The sequence below is a fragment of the Enterobacter sp. MGH120 genome (genome assembly GCF_001037725.1).
Lineage (GTDB): Bacteria > Pseudomonadota > Gammaproteobacteria > Enterobacterales > Enterobacteriaceae > Enterobacter > Enterobacter hormaechei_C.
Window position 1 is genome coordinate 612,842 of the sequence record NZ_KQ089940.1, and the last position, 26,360, is coordinate 639,201.

The 26,360-nt window shown below is 55.7% G+C and carries 22 protein-coding genes; 8 read left to right on the plus strand and 14 right to left on the minus strand.

What is annotated here, in order from left to right; all coding sequences use genetic code 11:
* Position 1: 1 nt before the first annotated feature.
* From ulaD to yiaK, 6 genes are all read right to left on the minus strand, one after another.
* Positions 2–655 (minus strand): 3-keto-L-gulonate-6-phosphate decarboxylase UlaD, encoded by a 654-nt coding sequence (ulaD, locus tag SK54_RS02845; RefSeq protein ID WP_017693795.1) that lies wholly within the window; start codon positions 653–655, stop codon positions 2–4.
* Positions 652–2,157 carry an FGGY-family carbohydrate kinase gene (locus SK54_RS02850; protein WP_048246701.1) on the minus strand — a complete coding sequence of 502 codons (1,506 nt, stop codon included), beginning with the start codon at positions 2,155–2,157 and terminating at the stop codon, positions 652–654. The genes ulaD and SK54_RS02850 overlap by 4 nt, the downstream gene beginning before the upstream one ends.
* 76 nt (positions 2,158–2,233) lie before the next feature.
* Positions 2,234–3,553 carry an MFS transporter gene (locus tag SK54_RS02855; RefSeq protein ID WP_048246703.1) on the minus strand — a complete coding sequence of 440 codons (1,320 nt, stop codon included), beginning with the start codon at positions 3,551–3,553 and terminating at the stop codon, positions 2,234–2,236.
* A 45-nt stretch (positions 3,554–3,598) separates the two neighbouring features.
* Entirely contained in the window at positions 3,599–4,525 is a 927-nt protein-coding gene (locus SK54_RS02860; RefSeq protein ID WP_015572754.1) for a DUF4862 family protein, read from the minus strand.
* A gap of 26 nt (positions 4,526–4,551) precedes the next feature.
* Positions 4,552–5,019: a YhcH/YjgK/YiaL family protein gene (locus SK54_RS02865; RefSeq protein WP_023304610.1), complete on the minus strand. Its 468-nt coding sequence runs from the start codon at positions 5,017–5,019 to the stop codon at positions 4,552–4,554.
* Between the two features lie 10 nt (positions 5,020–5,029).
* The gene (gene yiaK, locus SK54_RS02870) at positions 5,030–6,028 is read right to left on the minus strand and encodes a 3-dehydro-L-gulonate 2-dehydrogenase (RefSeq protein ID WP_048246705.1); all 999 of its coding nucleotides are present in this window, start codon (positions 6,026–6,028) and stop codon (positions 5,030–5,032) included.
* A 224-nt stretch (positions 6,029–6,252) separates the two neighbouring features.
* Between yiaK and yiaJ the strand changes: the two genes are divergently transcribed.
* Both yiaJ and SK54_RS02880 read left to right on the plus strand, forming a co-directional pair.
* Positions 6,253–7,071: an IclR family transcriptional regulator YiaJ gene (gene yiaJ, locus SK54_RS02875; RefSeq protein WP_015572751.1), complete on the plus strand. Its 819-nt coding sequence runs from the start codon at positions 6,253–6,255 to the stop codon at positions 7,069–7,071.
* A 3-nt stretch (positions 7,072–7,074) separates the two neighbouring features.
* Positions 7,075–7,530 carry a 4Fe-4S dicluster domain-containing protein gene (locus SK54_RS02880; RefSeq protein WP_023295598.1) on the plus strand — a complete coding sequence of 152 codons (456 nt, stop codon included), beginning with the start codon at positions 7,075–7,077 and terminating at the stop codon, positions 7,528–7,530.
* Between the two features lie 7 nt (positions 7,531–7,537).
* Here SK54_RS02880 and avtA read toward each other — a convergent pair whose 3' ends face one another.
* Both avtA and SK54_RS02890 read right to left on the minus strand, forming a co-directional pair.
* On the minus strand, positions 7,538–8,791 hold the full coding sequence (avtA, locus tag SK54_RS02885; RefSeq protein ID WP_015572749.1) for a valine--pyruvate transaminase: 1,254 nt from the start codon (positions 8,789–8,791) through the stop codon (positions 7,538–7,540).
* A gap of 178 nt (positions 8,792–8,969) precedes the next feature.
* Positions 8,970–11,000, minus strand: coding sequence for an alpha-amylase (locus SK54_RS02890; RefSeq protein ID WP_048246707.1), 2,031 nt, complete (start codon positions 10,998–11,000; stop codon positions 8,970–8,972).
* 314 nt (positions 11,001–11,314) lie between these two features.
* Here SK54_RS02890 and SK54_RS02895 point away from each other — a divergent pair, with 314 nt between their 5' ends.
* Positions 11,315–12,139 carry a protein bax gene (locus SK54_RS02895; protein ID WP_023295596.1) on the plus strand — a complete coding sequence of 275 codons (825 nt, stop codon included), beginning with the start codon at positions 11,315–11,317 and terminating at the stop codon, positions 12,137–12,139.
* 35 nt (positions 12,140–12,174) lie between these two features.
* Here the strand turns inward: SK54_RS02895 and xylR are convergent, their stop codons facing one another.
* The 4 genes from xylR to xylF all read right to left on the minus strand — a co-directional run bounded on the left by xylR (position 12,175) and on the right by xylF (position 17,152).
* On the minus strand, positions 12,175–13,353 hold the full coding sequence (gene xylR, locus SK54_RS02900; RefSeq protein ID WP_003860152.1) for a D-xylose utilization transcriptional activator XylR: 1,179 nt from the start codon (positions 13,351–13,353) through the stop codon (positions 12,175–12,177).
* A 33-nt stretch (positions 13,354–13,386) separates the two neighbouring features.
* On the minus strand, positions 13,387–14,568 hold the full coding sequence (xylH, locus tag SK54_RS02905; RefSeq protein ID WP_003860151.1) for a xylose ABC transporter permease XylH: 1,182 nt from the start codon (positions 14,566–14,568) through the stop codon (positions 13,387–13,389).
* Entirely contained in the window at positions 14,546–16,087 is a 1,542-nt protein-coding gene (locus tag SK54_RS02910; protein ID WP_015572746.1) for a xylose ABC transporter ATP-binding protein, read from the minus strand. Before SK54_RS02910 ends, xylH begins: the two co-directional genes overlap by 23 nt.
* 72 nt (positions 16,088–16,159) lie before the next feature.
* Positions 16,160–17,152, minus strand: coding sequence for a D-xylose ABC transporter substrate-binding protein (gene xylF / locus SK54_RS02915; RefSeq protein ID WP_006808602.1), 993 nt, complete (start codon positions 17,150–17,152; stop codon positions 16,160–16,162).
* 371 nt (positions 17,153–17,523) lie between these two features.
* Between xylF and xylA the strand changes: the two genes are divergently transcribed.
* Both xylA and xylB read left to right on the plus strand, forming a co-directional pair.
* Positions 17,524–18,846, plus strand: a complete 1,323-nt coding sequence (gene xylA / locus SK54_RS02920) for a xylose isomerase (RefSeq protein WP_048220425.1) — start codon at positions 17,524–17,526, stop codon at positions 18,844–18,846.
* A 59-nt stretch (positions 18,847–18,905) separates the two neighbouring features.
* On the plus strand, positions 18,906–20,360 hold the full coding sequence (gene xylB, locus SK54_RS02925; RefSeq protein ID WP_032669007.1) for a xylulokinase: 1,455 nt from the start codon (positions 18,906–18,908) through the stop codon (positions 20,358–20,360).
* 52 nt (positions 20,361–20,412) lie between these two features.
* On the opposite strand, the gene SK54_RS02930 is transcribed toward xylB, so the two are convergent.
* Positions 20,413–21,408 carry an acyltransferase gene (locus SK54_RS02930; RefSeq protein WP_015572742.1) on the minus strand — a complete coding sequence of 332 codons (996 nt, stop codon included), beginning with the start codon at positions 21,406–21,408 and terminating at the stop codon, positions 20,413–20,415.
* Between the two features lie 184 nt (positions 21,409–21,592).
* On the opposite strand from SK54_RS02930, the gene SK54_RS02935 reads away from it, so the two are divergent.
* From SK54_RS02935 to glyS, 3 genes are all read left to right on the plus strand, one after another.
* Positions 21,593–21,898 (plus strand): YsaB family lipoprotein, encoded by a 306-nt coding sequence (locus tag SK54_RS02935; RefSeq protein ID WP_017693801.1) that lies wholly within the window; start codon positions 21,593–21,595, stop codon positions 21,896–21,898.
* A 160-nt stretch (positions 21,899–22,058) separates the two neighbouring features.
* Positions 22,059–22,970 (plus strand): glycine--tRNA ligase subunit alpha, encoded by a 912-nt coding sequence (gene glyQ, locus SK54_RS02940; protein ID WP_003860141.1) that lies wholly within the window; start codon positions 22,059–22,061, stop codon positions 22,968–22,970.
* A 9-nt stretch (positions 22,971–22,979) separates the two neighbouring features.
* The gene (gene glyS, locus SK54_RS02945) at positions 22,980–25,049 is read left to right on the plus strand and encodes a glycine--tRNA ligase subunit beta (RefSeq protein ID WP_015572740.1); all 2,070 of its coding nucleotides are present in this window, start codon (positions 22,980–22,982) and stop codon (positions 25,047–25,049) included.
* 145 nt (positions 25,050–25,194) lie between these two features.
* On the opposite strand, the gene fadA is transcribed toward glyS, so the two are convergent.
* Complete coding sequence (gene fadA, locus SK54_RS02950) at positions 25,195–26,358, minus strand: acetyl-CoA C-acyltransferase FadA (RefSeq protein ID WP_000416981.1); 1,164 nt, start codon at positions 26,356–26,358, stop codon at positions 25,195–25,197.
* Positions 26,359–26,360: the final 2 nt, after the last annotated feature.

Sequence of the window (26,360 nt, forward strand, 5' to 3'; positions counted from 1 at the left end):
GTTACTCTCCCCAGATGTCGCGGATTTGCGAATGGAATGCCTGTGCCACCTGCGGCGGATTATCGGCGCCTGCCAGCGCGCGCCCGGCAATGAAGGCTTTGACGTTGATCTGCTTAAACAGCGACAGGTCAGCGGGGGTGATACCGCCAGTTATAGAAAGCTGCAAACCGATATCGGACAGCGCCTTCATTTTGCTGAGATCCGCCTCACCCCACTGCTGGCCGCTGGCCTGTGCGTCGCGCCCGCGGTGGTAAATCGCCTGCTTCACCCCGATGCGATGCCACGCGCGCGCGTCGTCCAGCGTCCAGTTGCCAAACAGCTCCATCTGGATCTCGCCGCCGCCGCGCAGTGCGACCTCGTGGCCACGTTCAACGGTGGCCAGCGGGGCGGCACAGATGATGGTCATCCAGTTTGCGCCTGCGCCAAACGCCTGCTCAGCCAGCGTTTCTCCGGCATCGGCGACTTTCCAGTCCGCCACGATAATTTTATCCGGACACTGCGCACGCAGGGCGCGAACGGCGTTTAGCCCTTCGGTCAGGCATAGAATGGTGCCGGCTTCGACGATGTCGACGTGATCGGAAAGCGTCGCGACATCGCGCTGCGCGGCCTGAAGCGAGGTGTGGTCGAGCGCCAGCTGCAATAATGGTCGGCTCATAGGTCGTACTCCTTAACACGGGCGTGATAGCCCTGTAATGCTGAAATCAGTAGCTGGTAACGGTGATATTTGCGCTGGTAGGCGGCATGGGCACGCATGTCAGGTTCGATCATCCGGATGTCATGCCTGAGGGAGCGCTGAGCGGCGTAAAAATCGGGATAGAGGCCTGTACCGACGAGCGCGGCCAGCGCCGCACCGGAACAGCCGGTCTCTTCCACCTGCGGGAGTTCAATCGCCAGGCCGCTGACGTCCGCGAGCATCTGCATCCACACGTCCGAATGGGTTGGGCCGCCCGTCACGCGCAGGGCCTGCACGTGGGGAAAGCGTTCGAGCATACGGTTGAGGTGGGTCATGTGGCTGAATACCACCCCTTCATAAACCGCCTGGAGGAGGTGCGCGCGGGTATGCAGCGCCTGCAAGCCATAGAAGCCGCTGGTCATCTCCAGCCCGGCGTTGCTGCCGTAGAGGAAAGGCAGGAAGAACACATCGCTTTCAGCTTTTGGCAGGCTGGCCACGGCGTGGTTAATCTCATCGAATGACATATCGCCCCATTGGGCCGTCAGCCATTCCAGGTTGCCGGACGACGTGGGGCTGGCTTCATGAACGATGAACTGCTGCGGATGGACGTAGCGGCCATAGACGTAGGGGAAAGGCTCGTTGTCGCGGATGCCGTGGGCAATCCCACTGGTTACGGCCCAGGTCCCCATTACGGCATTCAGCGTATGTTCGTCATGCAGCCCGGCGCAGATCGCGGTGGAAACCACATCAAACAGTCCACCAACGACGGGAGTACCCGCCGTGAGACCGGTCAGTGCGGCTGCCTGAGCGGTGATTTCCCCGCAAATTTCTGCTGAACCGATAATAGGCGGCAGGGCACCGTCAATGTCGCTGATGCCGAGCCAGCGCGTGAGCTGCGGATCGTACTGCCCGGTATTCATGTTGTAGAGATTGGATTCCGAGATGTTGCTCTCTTCGCAGCCTTTGACCCCGGTCAGACACCAGCGCAGGTAATCGTGCGCCATCATCACGCTGCCAATTTGCTGATACCGCTGCGGCTCGTTCTCTTTAACCCAGCGCAGGAGTGAGGCCGGATGCCCCGTCCACAGCGTCTGGCGAGTATGCGGATAGAGCTTTTCGGGTATACCGTCCTGCTGCCAGCGTTGCACGATCTCCAGCGCACGGCGATCGGAGGAGAGTATGGCGTTACCCAGGGGGCGATCCTGTTTATCGAGCAGAAACAGCCCCTTGCCCTGGGCTGAAATGCCAACGCCTTTGATCTGACCGCCGTCAGCGCCTGAATTTTTGAGCAGCAGGGCGACAGTTTTGTGGCAGTGCTGCCAGAGCTGGTGCATATCCCGCTCGGCGTAGCCGGCGCGGGGGCTGAGCGTGGCCACTGAGCGGCGTTCAATACAGACTTCTTTGCCCTGGCTGTTGTATAAACCGGCTTTCAGATAAGTACCGCCACAATCGATACCCAGCCAGAAGGGCTCTTTTTCACTCATCTTCTTCTCGCTTAATTGCCGGGTGGCGCTTCGCTTACCCGGCCTACGGTTTGGTTTAGTGGGTCAGGTGAGGGCCTCAGGCCGCACGTTTATGTGGAGTCACCGTGGGGTTGGGCTCTGCTCCGGCATCGCATTTCGCCGGTAACAGCAGGGCCAGCAGCGATGCCAGCGCCAGCGAAACTGCAAGGCAGTAAACGCCTGCGTCTTTGCTGTACAGGGTGATCAGTACGCCTACCGCATAAGGACCGCAGAACCCGCCGAGGTTGCCCAGGGCATTAATCACGCCGCGAGCGCCACCCGCCATCTCAGCGCTGAACAGACGCGCCGGTATGGTCCAGAACACCCCCGCTGCGGATTGCAGGAAGAAGCCACAGCCCACCAGCGCGGCATAGGCCAGCCAGGTGTGCTCTTTCAGCGCCACGGAGAGGAACATGCAGAGCGCAAAGCCAATCAATGGCAGGGAGACAAACAGCTTGCGCTTGCCGGTGCGGTCAGAAAGCGTTGAGAACAGGAACATCCCCGCAATGGCCCCGATGTAAGGTAGGATGGCGAGCATGCCCACCTGACCGATGCTAGTGTGTGTCAGCTCTTTCAGGATGGTCGGCAGCCAGAGCGTGTAGCCGTAAATCCCGGTCTGGTAAAAGAAGTTCAGGGCGATCAGCTGCCACATGGTTTTGTCGGAAAGCACTGCGCCGAGTGACGCGTTTTTCACCTCTTTTCCGGCGATGGCCTGCTGTTCAGCCGCCAGCGTTTGCACCAGATAGTTTTTCTCTGCTTCTGAAATCCAGCGGGCTTCCTGCGGTCGGTCGTAAACGGTGAACGCCCACAGCACCAGCACAACGACGGACATCAAACCTTCAATGATGAACAGCCAGCGCCAGTCGAGAGCGGTAATAATCCAGCCCGACAGCGGGGCGGTGATGATCCCGGCGATGGGCACGAACATGATCACAATCGCGTTGGCGCGCCCGCGCTCGGCATCCGGGAACCAGTTACTGATCATCGTGAGCACAACGGGCAGCATCCCGCCTTCCGCCACGCCGAGTAAGAAGCGCAGTACCAGCAGCTGATACTGGTTGGTCACAAGCCCGGTCAGAACCGAGATCACCGCCCAGGCAACCAGCGACCAGCCGATAAACTTCTTACCGCTGCCGTGCACGGCAATTTTGCCGCCGGGAACTTGCAGGAACAAATAGCCGATAAAAAAGATCCCCCCCGCCAGGCCCGCCATCGTGGCGGAAATGCCCAGCTCTTCATCCATACCGCCGGGCATCGCAAAAGCTATATTTACGCGGTCCATATAGGAAATAATGCAGGCGATAAGAATAGGGGGAATGATCCTTAGCCAGCGCTGGCGCGGAATGTCCGCGTGTAGAGCATTAGAAGAAATATTCATAGTTAATATCTCATTGAAGGTAACCGGAAAATGTATTCTTTATTTTTATTGTGACGCTTTATTCATAGCGCTAATGCCGTCGCGCAAAATAGCGATGCGATGGCTGACGTCAGCATTAGCATTTATTTCCAGTAATTTAATACCGGAGAATTTCAATGTTGCGGCGCTCGCCGCAGTAAACAGCGTTTTTACATGTTCAGTGGACATGAGACTGTCGGCGCAGAACGAAGAAAACGGCGCGTGCAGATCCTGCCATTCTCCATACTCACCGTGAGGGGTCGTGCCCGAAAACATCAGCGCCCCCAGCTTCCCGGCAGCGAGTGCCGCCTGAACATGTTCCAGCGGAAGGGCGGTGTTGCGACCTTCGATGGCCGAACGTGCCCAGTTGATACAGACGCTGATATCGGTCTCTTTCACTACCTCCAGCACCTGCTCTAAGGGCAAGAACCCTTTACGCGGCGCCGGGCCATTCATCGCATCACAGTGTTCCAGCACCAGATCGCAGCCCCAGTCCCAGCTCGCGATTTCCCGTACCGAGCGGGAGAATGCTTCTGTCGCTTGCTCGACAGAATCATTACCCGCCTGCGGTGCGGCCTGCATTTCCAGAGCGATCACTTTCCCGGGAAAGCGGGTGTTAACGGCATCAATCTTTTGATGCAGATGGCGGTAATATTCAATGCACGCTTTACGCTGTTCTTCGTCCGCGGACGCCAGGCCAAACGCGCCGTTGCTGCCGCGGCGGCGCATGGTTTCCATAACGGCTGTGACAACGATCTGCCAGTCGCCCGGCGTATGACGAAACAGCCATTCATCACCAAACGGATGGAGATTTTCAAGGCAAGGTTGTTCCAGCCCGCGAATATTTGGCGTGTCGGAAAGTTCCCGCCAGAAGGCGTATTCTTCCTGCTCCCCTTTCTGGTGAAATGAGGGTGCACAGGGGTACGCACCAATAATAAAACCGGTGTTGGTCATTTCGCATTCCTGTATTTATCAGAAAATTAATCTAATTCGCTGATGGCCACTTTCACCACAATTTTACGAATTGCGGATCCCTTGTTTTTAATACAGGCAGGACGGTGAACATCCTGCGGGAAAAATATGGCGTAACTGCCAGGTATCATTTCGATAAATGACTCATGTTCGCTGTCGTGATAAAAAATAATATCCCGTTGCTCCAGCAATGATTCGCTGATTTTGTTATTCCCGGTATCAATAGCAATACCGATTTTTTCTTCGCCCCAGGCCAGAAACTGGATATCCAGATAGCGGCGATGGACTTCAGGGCGGTTCTCGTGTTGTTCCCTTGTGGTGAGGTCGAGAACCTGGGCAAAAATGTTGCGGCCTTCAATTTCGATCACGCCCGGCGCCAGGGTGGTGAAATCCGTGGTACGCAGAAAATTAAGCGCCTTTTCTATCGCCAGCGGCAGGCGACATGGATTTGGCTGTGCAATATGTCCGAATATCATGACCCACTCCTTACAGAGACTGGATTTTCGCCCACACGCTGTCGTCAACCGTGATGCCGTTGCGGCGATTCTCCTCCAGCAGGCGTGTGAACTCATGGCCTGGCAGACGGACGGCGACATTTTCATCAGCGCGTTCTGCGGTGGTGATGAAGTCCATGATGCGCTGTAGTTTGGCATCGCGGGTTGGACCGTCGATCAGGCGATCCACTTCGATGGCGATAAAGATCTGCGATACGCCGTATTCGTCGCTGTTGTCCTGGGTCACTTCCGCGACGGACGCGCCGTCAGAGAGCAGGGTGGCGATCATGTCGAGCACAATCGACAAGCCGGAACCTTTCCAGTAGCCCATGGGCAGAATGCGACGGTTTTTCTCAATCACGCCCGGCTCTCTGGTCAGATTGCCTTCATCGTCAAAGCCGCCGTCGACCGGTAATTCGCGTCCGGCCAGGCGATTCACCTCCAGCATGCCGTAGGAGAACATCGACATCGACATATCGACCATGGTGATTGGATTCGACGGGATAGCGACGATCAGCGGGTTTGTGCCGATGCAGCATTCTTTTGATCCCCACGCGGGCATCACGGCAATAGAGTTAGTCCAGCAGATGCCGATATAGCCTTTCTCCGCCGCCTGCCAGCCGTAGCTGCCGCCGCGCATCCAGTGGTTAGCGTTACGCAGCGCCACCAGGCCGATCCCGTGATCGGACGCCAGCTCGGTAGCACGGTCCATCATCTTCTTCGCCGTCAGGTTGCCGATGGAACGCTGGGCATCCCACTGTTCGATGGCGCCTAATGTCGTTACGCGTTTCGGCTGGGCGTTAGGGATGATGTCGCCTGCGTCAAGCTGCTGAATAAATCGCGGGAAGCGGTTGACGCCGTGTGAATAAACGCCGGACTCCGTGGTGCGGGCGAACATCTCGGCGCAGGCGTCAGCGGTATCCGCTTTTACACCGCGATCGAGCAGAACCCGATTGAACGCCGCTTTCAACTCTTCGAAGGTCACTTTCATCCCTGTTCTCCTGTTTTTTTAGGGGCAAGTGCGAGTGCTTTTTTATCGCTAAATTTCACTATACGAAATCTGATTTCAAATATAACGATCAAATTTTGTCAGATCAACGACATTCACGTTTTTCAAAATCGATTAAAATCAAATGGTTGTGTTTTTTCTGTTGAGATCGTGAACTAAACCACACTTTGCGCTACCATCAGGGCGCGATAAACAGGAGCCATTTGATGAGCATAAAAGAGAGCGAAATGACGCAAGAAAAAGAGAGGCCAGCAGGTAGCCAGAGCTTGTTTCGCGGCCTGATGCTGATTGAAATCCTCAGTAACTATCCGAACGGGTGTCCGCTTGCGCATTTATCAGAACTGGCGGGGCTGAATAAAAGCACCGTGCACCGGTTATTGCAGGGGTTGCAGTCGTGCGGGTACGTGACGCCGGCGCCGGCGGCAGGGAGCTATCGTCTGACCACCAAATTTATCGCCGTCGGGCAAAAGGCGCTTTCATCGCTCAATATTATTCACGTGGCGGCGCCGCACCTCGAGGCGCTGAACATTGCCACCGGCGAAACGGTCAACTTCTCCAGCCGTGAAGATGATCACGCGATCCTGATTTATAAGCTTGAGCCGACAACCGGTATGCTGCGCACGCGCGCATATATCGGCCAGCATATGCCACTCTATTGTTCTGCGATGGGCAAAATCTATATGGCGTTTGGTCATCAGGATTACGTGGCGAGCTACTGGGAAAGCCACCAGGAACAGATCCAACCTTTGACCCGCAACACCATCACCGAACTGAGCGCGATGTATGATGAGCTGGCGGAAATTCGCGATCACAGTATGGCGATGGATAAAGAAGAGAACGAGCTGGGGGTGTCATGTATCGCCGTGCCGGTCTTTGATATTCACGGGCGCGTGCCCTATGCCATCTCCATTTCGCTGTCGACGTCGCGCATGAAGCAGGTGGGTGAGAAAAACTTGCTAAAACCGCTGCGTGACACGGCGGAAGCTATCTCGAAAGAACTGGGGTTTAACGTGCGCGAGGCGTAACTGATGAACCGATTTATTCTGACGGATCCAGAAAAATGTATCGGGTGCCGCACCTGTGAGGTGGCGTGCATGATGTCGCATCAAAGCAGCGCCACGCCAGAAGCGCTTACGTCACGGATCCGCGTGGTTAAGGGGGGTACCTTCACCACGGCCGTGGGCTGCCACCAGTGTGAAGATGCGCCCTGCGCGAATGTCTGCCCGACGGGGGCCATTCACCGTGCTGCGGGAGCCTGGCTCGTTGAGCAGGCTCGCTGTATCGGCTGCAAAAGCTGTATGGTGGCGTGCCCGTTCGGGGCAATGCAGGTTCGGGTCGTGGAAGATCGCGTTCAGGCGCTGAAATGTGATTTGTGCGCGCATCGCGAGGGCGGTCCCGCCTGCGTCGAAGCCTGTCCCACCCACGCGCTGCGCTGCATAGACCCCGCCAGATTACGCGCGGAACGGCTGCGTAATCTGGCCTGAGGTTTTATTAACCGGCCTCGCGCCAGGCGTTCTCAATCTCTTCGGCGAGAATTTTCACACCCGCTTCGATTTTTTCCGGGTCCGGGACGTAGTTCATGCGCATGCACTGGTGCGTGTGCGGCCACGGCTTATCCAGCCCCGGGAAGAAGTAATCCCCTGGCACCATCAGTACGCCACGTTTTTTCAGACGCTGATAAAGCAGCTCTGTCGTAATGGGCAGATCCTTAAACCACAGCCACAGGAAAATTGCCCCTTCCGGTTTATGGATCAGGCAGCGTTCTTCCGGTAAGTAGCGGCGAAGGATGGCGATGGTTTCCTGAACGCGCTGAGAGTAAAACGGCTTAATCACCTCATTCGACAGGCGCAGCAGGTCGTTACGCCTGATCATCTCGCACATCATCGCCGGGCCGATGCCGCCAGGAGAAAGGCTAATAATGCCGTTCATATTGGTAATGGCGGTGATGATTTTCTCGTTAGCAATGATAATGCCGCAACGGCTGCCCGGCAGGCCCAGCTTGGAGAGGCTCATGCAGAGGATGATGTTCGGGTTCCATAGCGGACGCGCTTCGCTGAAGATGATCCCCGGGAACGGTACGCCATAGGCGTTATCGATCACCAGCGGGATGCCGTGCTGATTCGCCAGCGCATCCAGCTTCATCAGCTCGTCGTCGGTGATCACGTTGCCCGTCGGGTTGGTGGGACGTGATACGCAGATCATGCCCGTCTCTTCACCGATATGCAGATGTTCAAAATCGACGTGATATTTGAACTGGCCCTCTGGCAGCAACTCGATATTCGGACGTGCGGAAACAAACAGGTCTTCTTCGAGGCCGGCATCGGCATAGCCGATATACTCCGGTGCCAGCGGGAACAGCACTTTTTTCGTGGTGCCGTCGGCGCGGCGTCCGGCGAACAGATTGAATAAGTAGAAAAACGCGCTCTGACTGCCGTTTGTCAGTGCAATATTCTGTGGTTCGATATCCCAACCCAGCGCTTCCCTCAGCATTGCCGCCAGAAGCGTCAGTAGTTCTGTTTTACCCTGAGGGCCGTCGTAATTACATAGCGCATCGGTTGCTTTACCGTTTTCCAGCATCTCTGCCAGCAGCGTCTGGAAGTAGGTGTTCATCTCCGGAATTTGAGCCGGGTTTCCGCCACCAAGCATGATAGCGCCTGGGGTGCGCAGCCCGTCGTTGAGATCCTCCATCAGGCGGGTAATGCCTGAATGGCGGGTAAATTTGTCGCCGAATAGTGAAAACGTCATAGCAGGTGATCTGTCGGGCTTAATATGAAAGGCAGTAACCATAACGCCAGCACCGTGTTGGTGCAAATCGGCGGATGTGGTCGGATTTGTTGTTTTATGTGGCGGGTTTGTATTTGTGTGGTGAATTGTTCTGGTGAATGCCCCTCTCCCCCTGAGGAGAGGGTTAGGGTGAGGGGGTCTATTGATTACCCGCCCACACCACCATCACCTTATCGCCCTTGTGCTCGCGCACAAAGCCGTAGCCCTCTTTCATTGACAGCGTTGTTTGCTTGCCTTCACCCACCGCCGGATGACGGGCGCGGAACTGCCCCAGAAGCTGCCAGTGGGCGACAGTTAACGCCTGTTTACCCGTGACGTCCTGCCAGTTCATATCCGAACGGGTTCCCTGTAGCGGATCGGAGCCCGTCGGGCCGAATGGACGCTCTGATTCATCGCCGTAATAGATCTGGACGCTTCCCGGTGCCAGCAGCAGTAACTCAGCGGCGCGCTGGCCCCCTTCACGGAACAGACGCGTATCATGGGAGGAGAGATAGCTCAGCACATTAAAACTTTGCAGCTTTTCTGCCATTTGCTGCCAGGTCAAATCCATATCGGCCAGACAGTCCACCGCTTTCGCCGCCTGCTCCTGATAGTCAAAGTTGATCATCGCATCGAAGCCGTGGCGGTAATAATCGCTCTGCATCACGCCGTGGCCCCAGGATTCACCGGTCATCCAGAATGGCGCATTGTCGAGTTTTTTGTCCGGGTTGGCGGCTTTCCACGCGGCCAGCGCCTGGCTGGCCTGGTTTTTCAGTTGCTGCCAGGCTTCAGGCTCAACGTGCTTAGCGGTATCGACCCGGAAGCCGTCGATGCCGTAGTCACGTACCCACTGGCTGAGCCAGTGGGTCAGGTAATCTCGCGGCGTGAAATTCGTCATCACTTTCGCGTTGGTGTCGGGCTTGTGTTGATAAAAGTTCGGCAAACCTGACGGGATCTTAGATTCCGTTTTCAGATCCGGCAGGAAGGCCAGCGACATGGTCAGATCGTCAAAGCCCGGGTTGTCATAATCACCGATATCGGTACGGATCCATTTTTTACCCCACCATTTTTCCCATGCGGCTTTGTCACTGAAGTTGATGTAATCGTTGAAGCTGTGCCAGCTTTGACCGGCGCCTGGCTTCCAGTCAGTCCAGCGCTCGCCGAGGTTTTTTTTCAGCTCATCGCCCTGCAAATAGAGCGCGCCAAACTGATACTCCTGCATATCTGCAAGCGTCGCATAACCCGCGTGGTTCATGACAATGTCAAACAGGACGCGGATACCTCGCCTGTGCGCGTCGTCGACAAGCTGGCGTAAATCATCTTCGCTGCCCATGTTGGCGTCGAGTTTCGTCCAGTCCTGAGTGTAATAGCCGTGATAGGCGTAGTGGGGGAAATCCCCTTTGGTGCCGCCGCCAACCCAGCCGTGGATTTGCTCCAGTGGTGAGCTTATCCAGAGCGCATTCACGCCCAGTTGCTGAAGGTAATCCAGTTTGCTGGTAAGCCCTTTCAGATCGCCGCCGTGGAAAGTACCAATCTCCTGCATACCGTCTTTATGGCGGCCATAGCTGTTGTCGTTGGTGGGGTCGCCATTTACGAAGCGATCGGTCAGCACGAAATAGACGGTGGCGTTTTGCCAGCTGAATGGCGCGGGTTTGTCCGTCTCGGCGCGCTCAAGCAGCAGCAGGCCATTGCTGTTGGCGGCTGGCTGAAGAATTACTTTGCCGTTTTGAACGGTCGCGGTCTGTTTGCTGTAAAAATCACGCACCACCGTGCCTTCCGGAAAGGTGTTAACGACATCGATCGTGAGCGGTTTGCCGTCCCACTTCGGGCACTGGCGGGTAACGTTTGCGACAGGCTGTGGCGCCGCACTTTGTACCGTCAACATCAGCGTCGGCGTTCCCGAGCGCGTATCAATACGCATCTGATAAACGCCGTCACGGAATAACCGCCACTGCGGTGGGGTCCCTTCGCAGGGTTTGAGCGACAGCATCTCGTTGAGCTTAATGGCACCTGTCGGCTGCCAGCACGCGTTATCAAGACTCAACGTCAGCGGGCGGGTACCCTTCGCAAGCGTTGCCTGGCTGGTAAAGACGCCGGTACCTTCAGCGCTAAACGCGTTAAATCCCGGCGATGACCAGTCGGCATGCGCGAATGCGGGTAACATCAGAACAGCTAATGCAGTGCGTTTCATTCCATTTTCCTGTCGCGGCATTTTTGACCAGTGTGCCACTCGGCTCAGGAGAAAAACTCCTCCTCTGAGGCTTTCTGCCAGGAGGACGCGAAGGGATGAGTGATCCCGCGCAAAATTAGGCAGTTATCTGCGATATCGCGCACATTTTTCCAGTGCTGGTGATTTAATGAGCATGTTCCGGATGACATAGTTTCGGAATTGGACTATTTGTATACGTGCTCTTGAGGACTATTTTTGGTATGATTTGAGATTCCGCTCTCAAATTTTTGAAGAAAATAAGGTGTTGGAATGTTTATATCCGACCAGGAGACCTAATGATATCGACTCCCATTCGACGATATGGGGCCGCGATACTCATGTTACTCACCATGGCATTTTCAGGTGAGGTGCTTGCAAAGACGCACGCGGATACAACGAGTAAGAAAGCCCACGTAATAAAGACGACAAGCAGTAAGGTTAGCAGTAAACAAGAGTATTCTCGCAATAGTGCAAAGAGTAGTTCACTTCCTGATTTGCGAAAATACCCTTCCGGGACACCAAGGAAAAAAGCGTTTCTCCGGACGGTAATGCCTTACATTAAAAGTCAAAATGCCGCGATTACTGCGGATCGTAACTGGCTGATCTCCAAACAGTACGATAGCCGCTGGTCGCCGTCTGAGCGCACTCGCCTGAAAGACATCGCCAAACGCTATAAAGTGAAGTGGAGCGGGAACACGCGTCGTGTGCCGTGGAACACTCTGTTAGAGCGTGTGGACATTATTCCAGGCAGTATGGTCGCGACAATGGCCGCCGCCGAAAGCGGTTGGGGCACCTCGAAGCTGGCGCGCAACAACAACAATCTGTTTGGCATGAAATGCGCAAAAGGTCGTTGTACTAATGCACCCGGCAAGGTGAAAGGCTATTCACAGTTTGAATCGGTGAAAGATTCCGTGAATGCCTATGTGGTGAACCTGAACACCCACCCGGCCTACTCCTCGTTCCGTAAGTCACGCGCTCAGCTGCGTAAGGCGGACCAGGAAGTAACGGCTACGGCGATGATCCACAAGCTGAAAGGTTATTCCACTCAGGGACAGCGTTATAACAATTACCTGTTCTCCATGTACCAGGATAACCAGCGTCTGATTGCCGCACATATGTAATGAAAAACGCCTTCCACTGGAAGGCGTTCTTTTTTCTAGAGCAGGACTTCACTGTACCGTTCCCGGTACTCCTTCGGCGTGGTGTCATACTCTTTTCTGAACACCGAATAGAAATACTGAAGCGACGGATAGCCGCACATCTGTGAAATCTCGTTGATCGACAGCGAGGTGGAGATCAGCAGACTGCGCGCTTTCTCCAGCTTTTCCGCATGGATCACGGCGTGAATCGTCTCACCGACTTCCTCTTTGAACCGCTTCTCCAGATTCGAACGTGAAATGCCGACCGAATCGAGCACCTGATCGACCTTAATCCCTTTGCAGGCATGATTGCGAATGTAGTGCATCGCCTGAATCACGGCCGGATCGTTTAAGGAGCGGTAGTCAGTTGAGCGACGCTCGACCACGCGAACGGGCGGAACCAGCAGACGCTGGAGCGGCAGGGATTCGTTGTCTAACAGTCTGTGCAGCAGCTTTGCGGCCTGATAGCCCATCTGACGGGTACCCTGAGCCACGGATGAGAGCGCCACGCGCGACAGATAGCGCGTAAGCTCTTCGTTATCAATACCAATCACGCACAGCTTTTCAGGCACCGGAATATGCAAATGTTCGCACACCTGTAATACGTGGCGGGCACGGGCGTCCGTCACGGCGATAATCCCTGTCTGGGGCGGCAGCGTTTGCAGCCAGTCAGCCAGGCGATTTTGTGCGTGCTGCCAGTTTTCTGGCGCGGTTTCCAGCCCCTGATAAACGACGCCGCGATACTTCTCCTGGGCAACCAGCTGGCAGAAGGCATATTCACGCTCCATCGCCCAGCGCTTTCCGCTGGTGGCGGGCAATCCGTAAAACGCAAAACGATGTACGCCTTTCTCCTTTAAATGGAGGAAGGCGGTCTCGACCAGAGCATGGTTATCCGTGGCGATATAGTGAACGGGGGGGTAATGTTCCGGTGTATGGTAAGAGCCGCCAACGCCCACGATAGGCACGTCGACGCCACTCAGCAACTGTTCAATCACGGGGTCGTCAAAGTCAGCGATGACCCCATCTCCCAGCCAGTCTTTGATGTTCTCCAGACGGGTACGAAAATCTTCTTCGATGAAAATATCCCATTCGGATTGCGACGCCTGCAAATATTCGCCAACCCCTTCAACCACCTGCCGGTCATAGGCTTTGTTGGCATTGAATAACAACGTAATGCGGTGACGCTTTTCAAACATGGCTCATTTCCCAAATTAGTCACGATAGTGTTATCAGGCGCGCCGCTTGGTGGCAGAGTCCATCCAGACTGCCAGCAAAAGAATGGCACCCTTGACGATATACTGCCAAAACGTCGGCACGTCCATCATACTCATCCCGTTATCCAGCGAAGCCATAATAAATGCGCCCATCACCGCCCCCGCCACGCTGCCAATGCCCCCGGCGAGGCTGGTCCCGCCAATCACGCAGGCGGCGATGGCGTCCAGCTCGGCAATGTTACCCGCAGACGGGGAGCCCGCCCCCAGTCGCGAACTGAGGATCAGCCCCGCGATGGCCACCATCAGGCCGTTGATGGCAAAGACGGCGAGTTTGGTGCGTTCTACGTTGATACCAGATAAACGCGCGGCTTCCAGATTGCCGCCGATGGCATAAATACGGCGACCGAATGCGGTACGTGTGGCCATAAACATCCCACCTAACAGCAACAGCGCCAGCAGCAGAACGGGCGTTGGGACGCCGCGATAATCGTTTAACAGCCAGATGGCCCCCAGCACAATCACCGCAGTAAGCGCCTGACGGCCGACAACCGAGGTTGAGGCAGGCGAGGCCAGCCCCAGCGCCTGGCGACGCATGCGTCCTCGCCATTGCCACGCGACAAACGCCATCAGCCCAACCACGCCGATCGTAAAACCGACGCCATCAGAGAGGTAGCTTTGGCCAATCTGGGACATCGAGGCGCTGGTCGGGGAGACGGTGGTGCCGTTGGTGATCCCAATCAGAATGCCGCGGAAGGCCAGCATCCCCGCTAAGGTGACGATAAACGACGGGACTTTACGGTAGGCCACCCACCAGCCATTCCACGCCCCCAGCAGCAGACCCAGCACCAGCGTGACCGCAATCGTCAGCGGCAGCGGCCAGCCTAGCCAGACGTCAAAAATTGCCGCCACGCCGCCGAGCAGACCCATCATCGATCCTACCGACAGGTCAATTTCCGCTGAGATAATCACAAAGACCATCCCCACCGCCAGGATCCCGGTGATGGCGGTCTGACGCAGCAGGTTAGAGACGTTACGTGCGCTCAAATAGGAGCCATCGGTCATCCAGGTAAAGAACAACATGATCACGATAATGGCGGCAATCATTACAAAAACTTGCAGATTCAGCGATTTAAGTCCTGCGAACGCACCGGGCGTCGGAACAGCGACTTTGATATCAGACGGGTTGCTTTTCGACATGGCGTTCGCTCCTTAAGGCAGCTTCCATCACCTGCTCTTGCGTCAGGTTCTGGTTGTTCAGGTTGGCTTTGAGTTTCCCTTCATGCATGACCAGCACGCGGTCGCTCAGCCCCAGCACTTCAGGCAATTCGGACGAGATAACAATGACGGCAATCCCTTGCTGCACAAGCTGGTTGATCAGCTTGTAGATTTCATACTTCGCGCCGATATCGATCCCGCGGGTGGGTTCGTCCAGAATTAAAATGCGCGGATTAAGCAGCAGGCAGCGCGCCAGAATCGCTTTCTGCTGGTTGCCGCCGCTCAGGCGTCCTATCGCCAGCTCCGGCGAGGAGGTTTTCACCTTAAGCCGGGCAAGCGACTGGAGAATACACTGCTGTTCTGCGGCATCATCCAGGCTGCTCAGCGCGCCGGAAAACTGGCTGAGCGCCGCCAGCGTGATATTTTTTCCCACCGCCATTACCGGCACGATGCCGTCTTTTTTGCGATCTTCTGGCACCATGGCAATGCCCTTAGCAATAGCCTGCTGGCAGTTGTCGATTTTTACCGGCTGACCGTCGATATAAATTTTGCCTTCCCAGCGCCCCGGCCAGACGCCAAAGAGACACTGCACGGCCTCGGTTCTTCCCGCACCCACTAAACCCGCAATGCCGAGAATTTCGCCGCGGTGCAGCGAGAAGGAGAGGTTATCCACGCGCTTGATATGGCGGTTAACGGGATGCCACGCCGTCAGGTTTTCCACGCGCAGGAGCTCTTCGCCGATGGTGTGCGGTTCGTTGGGATACAGCGCGGTGAGTTCGCGACCCACCATCATGGTGATGATGTCATCCTCGCTCATGCCTTCTGCTTCACGCGTGCCGATGTGCTGCCCGTCGCGGATGACGCAGATGGTGTCGGAAATGGCTTTCACCTCATTGAGCTTGTGCGAAATATAGATGCAGGCGATACCGTGGTTTTGCAGATCGCGGATGATATTGAGCAGAACGGCGGTTTCCTGTTCGGTGAGTGAAGCGGTTGGTTCGTCGAGGATCAACAGGCGCACCTGTTTGTTCAGCGCCTTGGCGATCTCCACCAGCTGCTGCTGGCCTAAACCTAAGTCGCCCACGCGCGTATCCGGTGAGATAGCCAGGCTCACCTGAGCCAGCAGTTTTTCGCAGCGCAGCGTCATGGTGTCGTAATCCAGTACGCCGTGGCGTGAGAGTTCGGCACCGAGAAAGATATTTTCCAGCACGGTAAGGTGCTTCACCAGCGCCAGCTCCTGGTGAATGATAGCGATGCCTTTACGTTCGGTATCGCGAATGTGCGTGGCCTGGAGCACCTCACCGGCAAAAACGATTTCGCCCTCGTAGCTGCCGTGCGGGTAGATCCCGCACAACACTTTCATCAGCGTAGATTTTCCCGAGCCATTTTCACCGCACAGCGACATCACTTCGCCGGGATTCAGCCGCAGGCTTACGTTATCGACTGCTTTCACCGCCCCGAAGGCTTTGGTGATGCTTTTCATTTCAAGTAAATAAGACATAACTGCTCCGCATAGCCCAACAGATGAACAGGGCAGGTCAATGCGCCCCTGCCGGGCAGGGGCTGCGCTGGATTACAGTTCACTCTTCTTATGGAAACCGTCTTTCACCACGGTGGCGTCAATATTCTCTTTGTTGACTTCGATAGGGGTAAGCAGGCGAGCAGGTACGTCTTTCAGGCCGTTATTTAACGTCGCGTCTGCTTTAGGTTGCTGGCCATTGCCCAGCTCAACGGCAATTTCGGCGGCCGTATTGGCAAGCTCGGTAATGGGCTTATACACCGTCATGGTCTGGGTACCCGCGATGATGCGTTTTACACCCGCAAGGTCGGCGTCCTGTCCGGAAATAGCGACTTTCCCGGCCAGTCCCTGCGCGCTCAGCGCCTGAATGGCGCCACCCGCAGTGGCATCGTTAGAGGCCACCACCGCATCGATTTTGTTGTTATTTGCGGTCAACGCGTTTTCCATAATTTTCAGCGCGTTTTCCGGTAACCAGCCGTCAGCCCACTGGTCGCCGACGACTTTAATTTTGCCCTCGTCGATATACGGCTTCAGCACTTTCATTTGTCCCTGGCGGAACAGTTTGGCGTTGTTATCCACAGGCGAGCCGCCCATCAGGAAATAATTTCCCTGAGGCACTTTTGCGACCAGGCTTTTAGCCTGTAATTCTCCCACCTTTTCATTGTCGAACGAAATATAATAATCAATATCGGCATTATTAATCATGCGGTCATAAGCCAGGACTTTTATCCCTTCCTGTTTCGCTTCTTTCACCACGTTGCTTAATACCTGGCCGTTATACGGGATAATGACCAGCACATCGACGCCACGGTTGATCATATTCTCGATTTGCGACATTTGCGTCTCTTCGTTGCCGTTAGCGGACTGAACGAACACCTCCGCGCCGAGAGATTCCGCTTTTTTAACAAATATATCGCGATCTTTTTGCCAGCGCTCCAGGCGTAAGTCATCAATCGCCATGCCGATTTTGACCTCTTTGGCATGTCCGGCAAAGCTTGCAAGCAGGAGAGTAGTGCAGAGCGTTAGGGTCAGGTTCTTTATCTTCATAATTATTAGGCCTTTTTGTAGGGGTATGTGTAGCTGAGATAAAAGAAACGTTCACTGCTGAGACGCAGCAAATTTTTAACGTGGAAAGGCCTGCTGGCAATTACAGATTTTTATCTTCTCATTACGATATTTGGTTTATTTCTGAATTTATGACCGCGATCGGATTTTAAAAAGCGTAACCTATTAATTACATTTGATTCTGGAATGCGCGCCGAAAAATAGTTTGTCTGCGCATTATTTTGCGAGCCAGCGCACAATTGCGCATTATCTCAATAGCAGTGTGAAATAACGTAATTGAGCAACCTCCAATGTCTATTCACTATTACTCCAGAAGCAAGACCACGCCGCATACCCTGATTATGGAGCTCAATATGCAAGCTTATTTCGACCAACTCGATCGCGTTCGTTTCGAAGGCACGAAAACGACCAATCCTTTAGCATTTCGTCACTACAACCCGGATGAGCTGGTGCTGGGTAAGCGCATGGAAGATCACTTGCGCTTTGCCGCCTGCTACTGGCACACCTTCTGCTGGAACGGTGCCGATATGTTCGGCGTGGGCTCTTTTGACCGTCCATGGCAACAGCCGGGCGAGGCCATTGAGCTGGCGAAGCGTAAAGCCGACGTCGCGTTCGAGTTCTTCCATAAGCTGAACGTGCCGTACTACTGTTTCCACGATGTGGACGTGTCGCCGGAAGGGGCATCGCTGAAAGAGTATCTGAACAATTTCGCGCAGATGGTCGACGTACTGGCTGAAAAACAGCAGCAAAGCTGCGTGAAGCTGCTCTGGGGTACGGCTAACTGCTTTACCAATCCTCGCTATGGCGCGGGTGCGGCAACCAACCCGGACCCGGAAGTCTTCAGCTGGGCGGCAACCCAGGTCGTGACCGCGATGAACGCCACGCATCAGCTGGGCGGTGAGAACTATGTACTCTGGGGCGGTCGTGAAGGCTATGAAACGCTGCTGAATACCGACCTGCGTCAGGAGCGTGAGCAGATTGGTCGCTTTATGCAGATGGTTGTGGACCACAAACACAAAATCGGTTTCCGCGGCACGCTGCTGATTGAGCCAAAACCACAGGAGCCAACCAAGCATCAGTATGATTATGATGTCGCCACCGTGTATGGCTTCCTGAAGCAGTTTGGTCTGGAAAAAGAGATCAAAGTGAATATTGAGGCTAACCACGCTACCCTGGCGGGCCACTCGTTCCATCACGAAATTGCCTCTGCGATTGCGCTGGGCATCTTCGGCTCTGTCGATGCTAACCGTGGTGATCCACAGCTGGGCTGGGATACCGACCAGTTCCCGAACAGCGTGGAAGAGAATGCGCTGGTGATGTACGAGATCATCAAAGCGGGCGGTTTCACCACCGGCGGCCTGAACTTCGACGCCAAAGTGCGTCGCCAGAGCACCGACAAATACGATCTGTTCTACGGGCATATTGGCGCGATGGACACCATGGCGCTGGCGCTGAAAGTAGCGGCCCGTATGATTGAAGACGGTGAGCTGGATAAGCGCGTGGCGAAGCGCTACAGCGGCTGGAACAGTGAGCTGGGCCAGCAAATTTTGAAAGGTCAGTTATCGCTTGCGGAGATCGCGAAGTACGCTGAACAGCATCAGCTTGCGCCGCAGCATCAGAGCGGCCATCAGGAGCTGCTGGAAAACCTGGTCAATCACTACCTGTTCGATAAATAACAGCATCCAGGCCCGGTAAGCGCAGCGCCACCGGGCATTTCTGTCAAAGGAGTCACCACATGTATATCGGGATCGATCTTGGCACGTCGGGGGTGAAAGCCATCCTGTTAAGCGAGCAGGGCGATGTATTAGCCACGCAGACTGAAAAGTTGCAGGTTTCACGTCCGTATCCGCTATGGTCGGAACAAGATCCGGAGCAGTGGTGGCAGGCGACAGAGCGTGCGATGAAAGCCTTAGGCGAGCAGCACAGCCTGCGCGACGTGAAGGCGCTGGGCATTGCCGGGCAAATGCATGGCGCAACGTTGCTGGATAGTCAGCATCGCGTTCTGCGCCCGGCTATTCTCTGGAACGATGGCCGCTGTGCGGAAGAGTGCGCGATCCTTGAGGAGCGTGTGCCTGCGTCCCGCGAAATTACGGGCAACCTGATGATGCCCGGTTTTACCGCGCCAAAACTCCTGTGGGTGCAGCGTCATGAGCCTGAGATTTTTCGTCAGGTGGCGAAGGTTCTGTTGCCGAAAGACTACCTGCGTTTTCGCATGACGGGGGATTTTGCCAGCGACATGTCTGACGCCGCGGGCACGATGTGGCTCGACGTGGCGAAACGGGACTGGAGCGAGGCGATGCTGGATGCCTGCCAGCTGACGCGCGACCATATGCCTGCGCTGTTTGAAGGCAGTGAAATCACGGGCGCTTTGCAGCCTTCTGTTGCTGAACGCTGGAACATGCCAGCCGTACCTGTCGTCGCCGGCGGCGGCGATAATGCGGCGGGTGCGGTCGGCGTGGGGATGGTCGAGGCAGGGCAGGCCATGCTCTCGCTCGGCACTTCCGGCGTCTATTTTGCCGTCAGTGACGGGTATCGTAGCAACCCGGGAAGCGCCGTACACAGCTTCTGCCACGCGTTGCCGGGTAAATGGCATTTGATGTCGGTGATGCTGAGCGCGGCTTCCTGCCTTGACTGGGCGGCAAAGCTAACCGGAATGGCGGACGTCCCGGCGCTTATCACAGCGGCACAGCAGGCAGATGATAATGCCGGTGCGGTCTGGTTTTTACCGTACCTTTCCGGCGAGCGGACGCCGCATAACAACCCGGAAGCGAAAGGGGTGTTCTTCGGTCTTACCCATCAGCACGGCCCGGCAGAGCTTGCGCGCGCGGTGCTTGAAGGCGTTGGCTATGCTCTGGCGGACGGAATGGATGTCGTGCATGACTGTGGACTGACGCCATCCAGCATTACGTTAATTGGCGGCGGTGCACGAAGCAGCTACTGGCGGCAAATGCTTTCCGATATCAGCGGGTTGCAGCTGGACTATCGTACGGGAGGCGATGTCGGCCCGGCGCTCGGTGCGGCACGGCTGGCGCAAATTGCGCTGAACCCGGATAAACCACTGCACCAGCTTTTGCCCCAGCTGCCGCTTGAACGACAGCATCGTCCTGATGCGAAAAATCATGCTCGCTATGCTGAAAGACGAGACGTGTTCCGCAAAATCTATCAGCAGCTTTTGCCGCTAATGTCATAAACAGGAGCCGGGTGGCGATAACGCTTACCCGGCCTACCAGCCTTCAACCGGGTTAGCTTACAAACCTGCGCGTATCGATTCTTTGCAGCAACATTGACAGCAGCAGGCTGACAACCAGCGTAACGGTAAATATCCAGACAATATCCAGCACCGGCCAGCTTTTAAGCTCAACGCCGCGGGTGCGCAGGGCGTGGATCACCAGCGCGTGAAAACCGTAAATGCCCAGCGAGTGGCGAGAGATAAACCCCAGCACCGGAAGCGGGCGGGCATTCAGGGTGTTTTTAACCAGCGTCAGCAGAGAGATCGCGCAGATAAAGACCATCGGCCCGCAGTAGAGATACCAGGTATCGGCAAAGTTGCCGCGCCATTGCAGCTCATGCAGCGTCCCGCGAGAGATAATAAACACACCGACGAGAAACGCGGCTGCGCATAGCCAGTTTATTCCTCGCTTTTGCGTCTCCATCATGCCAATGGCGCGCCCCAGCATGCCGTACAGCACGTAATAAAATGTATCCCCGGTGATATAGAGGTTAACGGGCAGCCATTCAAAGCCATCAATTTTCTGTGAAACGGTATTCGGGTTGGCCACGATCCCGATTATTACCATCAAGGCCAGCAGCATTTTACCGCTGACGTTTTTTACCTGAATTAACGGTGACACCAGATAGATAACGATTATCGCGAAGAAAAACCACAGATGATAGAACACCGGTTTTTGCAACAAATTGAGCAGGGAACGTTCAGCGTTAATTGAAGTGAACAGGATGATATAGAGCAGCGAAAAGGCGCTGTAAAACAGCAGACAGGAGACAATACGGATGAAATGTCTCGGCTGCGCGCTACGCTCGCCAAAAAAGAGAAAACCGGAAATCATAAAGAACAGCGGGACGCTCACGCGGGAGGCCGAGTTCAGAATATTGGCGACATCCCAGTTAACAGGGCTGATACTGTGCGCGTTCGTGACATACCAGGTCGTTGTGTGGATCATCACCACCATCAGACAGGCTATTCCCCGCAGGTTATCAATCCAGTTAATTTTTGACTGCATCAGTTCCTCTGTATTCCTGATAAAAAAAGTGTGACTGCGATTGTGTAAAACTTTTCCCTTGGAAAATTCTGAGTTTAGCCAGGCTAACTTGTAGGGAGCTGGCGAGATTCGCAGAATGACGGACTTTAATCTATAAACGTGTTGCTACTAAAAATAACAGCCACTGACCAGGGCGGTAATAAAAATGATGATGAAGCGTGGGGTGTCACTCTTTCTGCTGCTCTTATTAACAGGATGCAGTGCTTCTGAGGAGATACCTGTCCAAAAAGCTCAGCAGGGGAAAATGAGCCCGGAGCGTTCTCTGAATATGGAACAGCTGTGCAGGGATCAGGCGGCTCACCGCTATAATTCCGAAGCACAGAAAATTCATATAAACGGCTTCGAGCGCTTTCAGGGCAGCTATGAACTGAAAGGCTATACGGCGCGTAAAGAGGGCTTTGTCTGCTCTTTTGATGCAGACGGCCAGTTTTTACATCTCTCAATGCGTTAAATTGCTCGTATAAGCAGCAACCAGAGCCTTCGCAGGTTCTGGCTGTAGGGCTTATTCCCCAATTTTCCCTAAACAACCCCGTTTCGTACTGTATATCTTGCAGCCAGCGGGTATACTGATCCCTTCCATTTAAAACCACACGTATCCAGCACGAAATACTATGCAAAAGTTTGATACCAAGACCTTCCAGGGCCTGATCCTGACCTTACAGGATTACTGGGCTCGTCAGGGCTGCACCATTGTTCAACCTTTGGACATGGAAGTTGGCGCAGGCACCTCACACCCGATGACCAGCCTGCGCGCGTTAGGGCCAGAGCCAATGGCGACCGCCTATGTGCAGCCATCCCGTCGTCCGACCGATGGCCGTTACGGCGAAAACCCGAACCGTTTGCAGCACTACTATCAGTTCCAGGTGGTGATTAAGCCATCACCCGACAACATTCAGGAACTGTACCTCGGGTCACTGAAAGAGCTGGGTATGGATCCAACCATTCACGACATTCGTTTCGTGGAAGATAACTGGGAAAACCCAACGCTGGGTGCCTGGGGTCTGGGTTGGGAAGTGTGGCTGAACGGCATGGAAGTGACCCAGTTCACTTACTTCCAGCAGGTTGGCGGTCTGGAATGTAAACCGATTACCGGCGAAATCACCTATGGTCTGGAACGTCTGGCCATGTACATTCAGGGCGTAGACAGCGTTTACGACCTGGTCTGGAGCGACGGCCCGCTGGGTAAAACCACCTACGGCGACGTGTTCCATCAGAACGAAGTGGAGCAATCCACCTATAACTTCGAATACGCGGACGTGGACTTCCTGTTCACCTGCTTCGAGCAGTACGAGAAAGAAGCCCAGCAGCTGCTGGCGCTGGAGACTCCGCTGCCGCTGCCTGCCTACGAGCGTATTCTGAAGGCTGCCCACAGCTTCAACCTGCTGGATGCCCGCAAAGCGATCTCCGTGACTGAACGTCAGCGCTACATTCTGCGTATTCGTACCCTGACCAAAGCCGTTGCAGAAGCTTACTACGCGTCCCGTGAAGCCCTTGGCTTCCCGATGTGCAACCGAAACAAATAAGAGGCGGCCATGTCTGAGAAAACTTTCCTGGTGGAAATCGGCACTGAAGAGCTGCCACCAAAAGCCCTGCGCAGCCTGGCTGAATCTTTCGCTGCGAACGTCACTGCTGAGCTGGATAACGCTGGCCTGGCGCACGGTAAAATTGAGTGGTTTGCTGCGCCGCGTCGTCTGGCGCTGAAAGTGGCAAACCTGGCAGCGTCCCAGCCGGATCGCGAAGTTGAAAAACGTGGCCCGGCCATTGCTCAGGCGTTCGACGCGGAAGGCAAGCCGAGCAAAGCGGCAGAAGGCTGGGCGCGCGGCTGCGGCATCACTGTTGATCAGGCTGAGCGTCTGACCACCGACAAAGGTGAATGGCTGCTGTACCGTGCCCATGTGAAAGGCGAAAGCGCCGAAGCGCTGCTGCCTGACATGATCGCGACCTCGCTGGCAAAATTGCCGATTCCTAAGCTGATGCGCTGGGGCGCGTCCGACGTACACTTTGTGCGTCCGGTTCACACCGTGACCCTGCTGCTGGGCGATACCGTTATCCCGGCGACCATTCTGGGCGTGGCGTCCGATCGCGTGATCCGCGGCCATCGCTTTATGGGCGAGTCGGAGTTCACTATCGACAATGCTGACCAGTACCCGCAGATCCTGCTGGAGCGCGGCAAGGTCATTGCTGACTACGAACAGCGTAAAGCCAAAATCAAAGCGGACGCAGAAGACGCGGCGCGCAAAATTGGCGGTAATGCCGATCTGAGCGACAGCCTGCTGGAAGAGGTGACTTCGCTGGTCGAATGGCCGGTTGTACTGACCGCGAAATTCGAAGAGAAATTCCTGGCCGTTCCGGCAGAAGCGCTGGTTTACACCATGAAGGGTGACCAGAAGTACTTCCCGGTTTACGCCAACGACGGCAAGCTGCTGCCAAACTTCATCTTCGTGGCGAACATTGAATCGAAAGATCCGAGCCAGATTATCTCCGGTAACGAGAAAGTGGTGCGTCCGCGTCTGGCGGATGCCGAGTTCTTCTTCAATACCGACCGTAAAAAACGTCTGGAAGATAACCTGCCGCGTCTGCAAACCGTACTGTTCCAGCAGCAGCTGGGTACGCTGCGCGACAAGACCGACCGTATCGCGGAGCTGTCCGGCTGGATTGCCCGTGAAATTGGCGCCGACGTTAACCACGCTACCCGTGCGGGCCTGCTCTCCAAGTGCGACCTGATGACCAACATGGTGTTCGAATTTACCGACACCCAGGGCGTGATGGGTATGCACTATGCGCGTCACGATGGCGAAGCGGAAGACGTGGCGGTAGCCCTGAACGAGCAGTATCAGCCGCGCTTTGCCGGTGACGATCTGCCGTCTAACCCGGTTGCCTGCGCCGTGGCGATTGCCGATAAGATGGACACCCTGGCGGGTATCTTCGGTATCGGTCAGCATCCGAAAGGCGATAAAGACCCGTTTGCGCTGCGTCGTGCTGCGCTGGGCGTGCTGCGAATCATCGTAGAGAAGAACCTCAACCTCGATCTGCAAACGCTGACCGAAGAAGCGGTACGTCTGTACGGCGATAAGCTGACCAACGCGAAGGTTGTGGATGATGTTATCGACTTTATGCTCGGTCGTTTCCGCGCGTGGTATCAGGACGAAGGTTACTCCGTTGATACCATTCAGGCGGTGCTGGCGCGTCGTCCGACCCGTCCGGCAGATTTCGATGCGCGTATGAAAGCGGTATCCCACTTCCGTACGCTGGAAGCGGCGTCTGCGCTGGCCGCGGCCAACAAGCGTGTATCCAACATCCTCGCGAAATCCGACGAAACGCTGAACGAGCGCGTCAACGCTGCAACCCTGAAAGAGCCGGAAGAGATTTCTCTGGCGATGCAGGTTGTGGTGCTGCGCGACAAGCTGGAGCCGTATTTCGCGGAAGGTCGCTACCAGGAAGCACTGGTGGAGCTGGCGGAGCTGCGTGACGTCATCGACGCCTTCTTCGAGAAGGTGATGGTGAACGTGGAAGATAAAGAGCTGCGGATTAACCGTCTCTCGATGCTTGAGAAACTGCGTGAGCTGTTCCTGCGCGTGGCGGATATTTCGCTGCTGCAATAACGTAAAAAACCCGCCCCTGACAGGCGGGAAGAACGGCAACTAAACTTTTTCTCTTCGTAGGCCGGGAAAGCGTAGCGCCTCCCGGCAAAAGCCCGATGGCGCGATGCTTATCGGGCCTACGTTACTTTGAGATACTTTTCCTTATTTACACCCTCTCAAACACCGTCGCGATACCCTGACCCAACCCAATACACATCGTTGCCAGTCCGAACTGGGCATCTTTGCGTTCCATCAGGTTAATCAGCGTGGTACTGATACGCGCCCCAGAGCAGCCCAGCGGGTGACCGAGGGCGATCGCGCCGCCGTTGAGGTTAATCTTCTCGTCGATCTGATCCATCAGCCCCAGATCTTTAATGCACGGCAGGATCTGCGCGGCGAACGCTTCGTTCATCTCAAAGAGGTCGATATCACTTGCGCTCAGCCCCGCTTTTTTCAGCGCCAGTTTTGACGCCGGAACCGGACCGTAACCCATGATGGAAGGATCGCAGCCCACGACTGCCATCGAACGCACGCGGGCGCGTGGCGTCAGGCCTAATTCGCGGGCGCGGCTCTCGCTCATCACCAGCATCGCGGCGGCACCGTCGGACAGGGCAGACGAGGTGCCCGCCGTTACCGTACCGGTGACCGGATCAAACGCCGGACGCAGGGTAGAAAGCGCTTCGACCGTGGTTTCCGGGCGGATAACTTCGTCGTAGCTGAACTGCTTCAGTACGCCGTCTGCGTCGTGACCGCCGGTTGGGATGATCTCATTCTTAAAGGCACCAGACTGCGTGGCGGCCCAGGCGCGGGCATGCGAGCGCGCGGCAAACGCATCCTGCATCTCACGGCTGATGCCGTGCAGACGGGAGAGCATCTCGGCGGTCAGGCCCATCATACCGGCGGCTTTCGCCACGTTGCGGCTCATGCCAGGATGGAAATCGACCCCGTGGCTCATCGGCACGTGGCCCATGTGCTCCACGCCGCCCACCAGACAGGCCTGCGCATCGCCGGTCATGATCATCCGTGCCGCGTCGTGCAGCGCCTGCATCGACGAACCGCAAAGACGGTTGACGGTGACGGCCGGAACCGAATGCGGGATCTCCGCCAGCAGGGACGCGTTACGGGCGATGTTGAAGCCCTGCTCCAGCGTCTGCTGCACGCAGCCCCAGTAAATATCGTCCAGCGCTGCTGGGTCCAGCGCCGGGTTACGCGCCAGCAGGCTACGCATCAGGTGCGCGGAGAGATCTTCCGCGCGCACGTTACGGAACGCACCGCCTTTTGAACGGCCCATCGGGGTGCGAATCGCATCAACAATGACAACCTTTTCCATTG

Coding starts and splice junctions, on each gene's coding strand:
- ulaD (WP_017693795.1), bottom strand. CDS start 655: ATGAGCCGACCATTATTGCAGCTGGCGCTCGACCACACCTCGCTTCAG.
- SK54_RS02850 (WP_048246701.1), bottom strand. CDS start 2,157: ATGAGTGAAAAAGAGCCCTTCTGGCTGGGTATCGATTGTGGCGGTACT.
- SK54_RS02855 (WP_048246703.1), bottom strand. CDS start 3,553: ATGAATATTTCTTCTAATGCTCTACACGCGGACATTCCGCGCCAGCGC.
- SK54_RS02860 (WP_015572754.1), bottom strand. CDS start 4,525: ATGACCAACACCGGTTTTATTATTGGTGCGTACCCCTGTGCACCCTCA.
- SK54_RS02865 (WP_023304610.1), bottom strand. CDS start 5,019: ATGATATTCGGACATATTGCACAGCCAAATCCATGTCGCCTGCCGCTG.
- yiaK (WP_048246705.1), bottom strand. CDS start 6,028: ATGAAAGTGACCTTCGAAGAGTTGAAAGCGGCGTTCAATCGGGTTCTG.
- yiaJ (WP_015572751.1), top strand. CDS start 6,253: ATGAGCATAAAAGAGAGCGAAATGACGCAAGAAAAAGAGAGGCCAGCA.
- SK54_RS02880 (WP_023295598.1), top strand. CDS start 7,075: ATGAACCGATTTATTCTGACGGATCCAGAAAAATGTATCGGGTGCCGC.
- avtA (WP_015572749.1), bottom strand. CDS start 8,791: ATGACGTTTTCACTATTCGGCGACAAATTTACCCGCCATTCAGGCATT.
- SK54_RS02890 (WP_048246707.1), bottom strand. CDS start 11,000: ATGAAACGCACTGCATTAGCTGTTCTGATGTTACCCGCATTCGCGCAT.
- SK54_RS02895 (WP_023295596.1), top strand. CDS start 11,315: ATGATATCGACTCCCATTCGACGATATGGGGCCGCGATACTCATGTTA.
- xylR (WP_003860152.1), bottom strand. CDS start 13,353: ATGTTTGAAAAGCGTCACCGCATTACGTTGTTATTCAATGCCAACAAA.
- xylH (WP_003860151.1), bottom strand. CDS start 14,568: ATGTCGAAAAGCAACCCGTCTGATATCAAAGTCGCTGTTCCGACGCCC.
- SK54_RS02910 (WP_015572746.1), bottom strand. CDS start 16,087: ATGTCTTATTTACTTGAAATGAAAAGCATCACCAAAGCCTTCGGGGCG.
- xylF (WP_006808602.1), bottom strand. CDS start 17,152: ATGAAGATAAAGAACCTGACCCTAACGCTCTGCACTACTCTCCTGCTT.
- xylA (WP_048220425.1), top strand. CDS start 17,524: ATGCAAGCTTATTTCGACCAACTCGATCGCGTTCGTTTCGAAGGCACG.
- xylB (WP_032669007.1), top strand. CDS start 18,906: ATGTATATCGGGATCGATCTTGGCACGTCGGGGGTGAAAGCCATCCTG.
- SK54_RS02930 (WP_015572742.1), bottom strand. CDS start 21,408: ATGCAGTCAAAAATTAACTGGATTGATAACCTGCGGGGAATAGCCTGT.
- SK54_RS02935 (WP_017693801.1), top strand. CDS start 21,593: ATGATGATGAAGCGTGGGGTGTCACTCTTTCTGCTGCTCTTATTAACA.
- glyQ (WP_003860141.1), top strand. CDS start 22,059: ATGCAAAAGTTTGATACCAAGACCTTCCAGGGCCTGATCCTGACCTTA.
- glyS (WP_015572740.1), top strand. CDS start 22,980: ATGTCTGAGAAAACTTTCCTGGTGGAAATCGGCACTGAAGAGCTGCCA.
- fadA (WP_000416981.1), bottom strand. CDS start 26,358: ATGGAAAAGGTTGTCATTGTTGATGCGATTCGCACCCCGATGGGCCGT.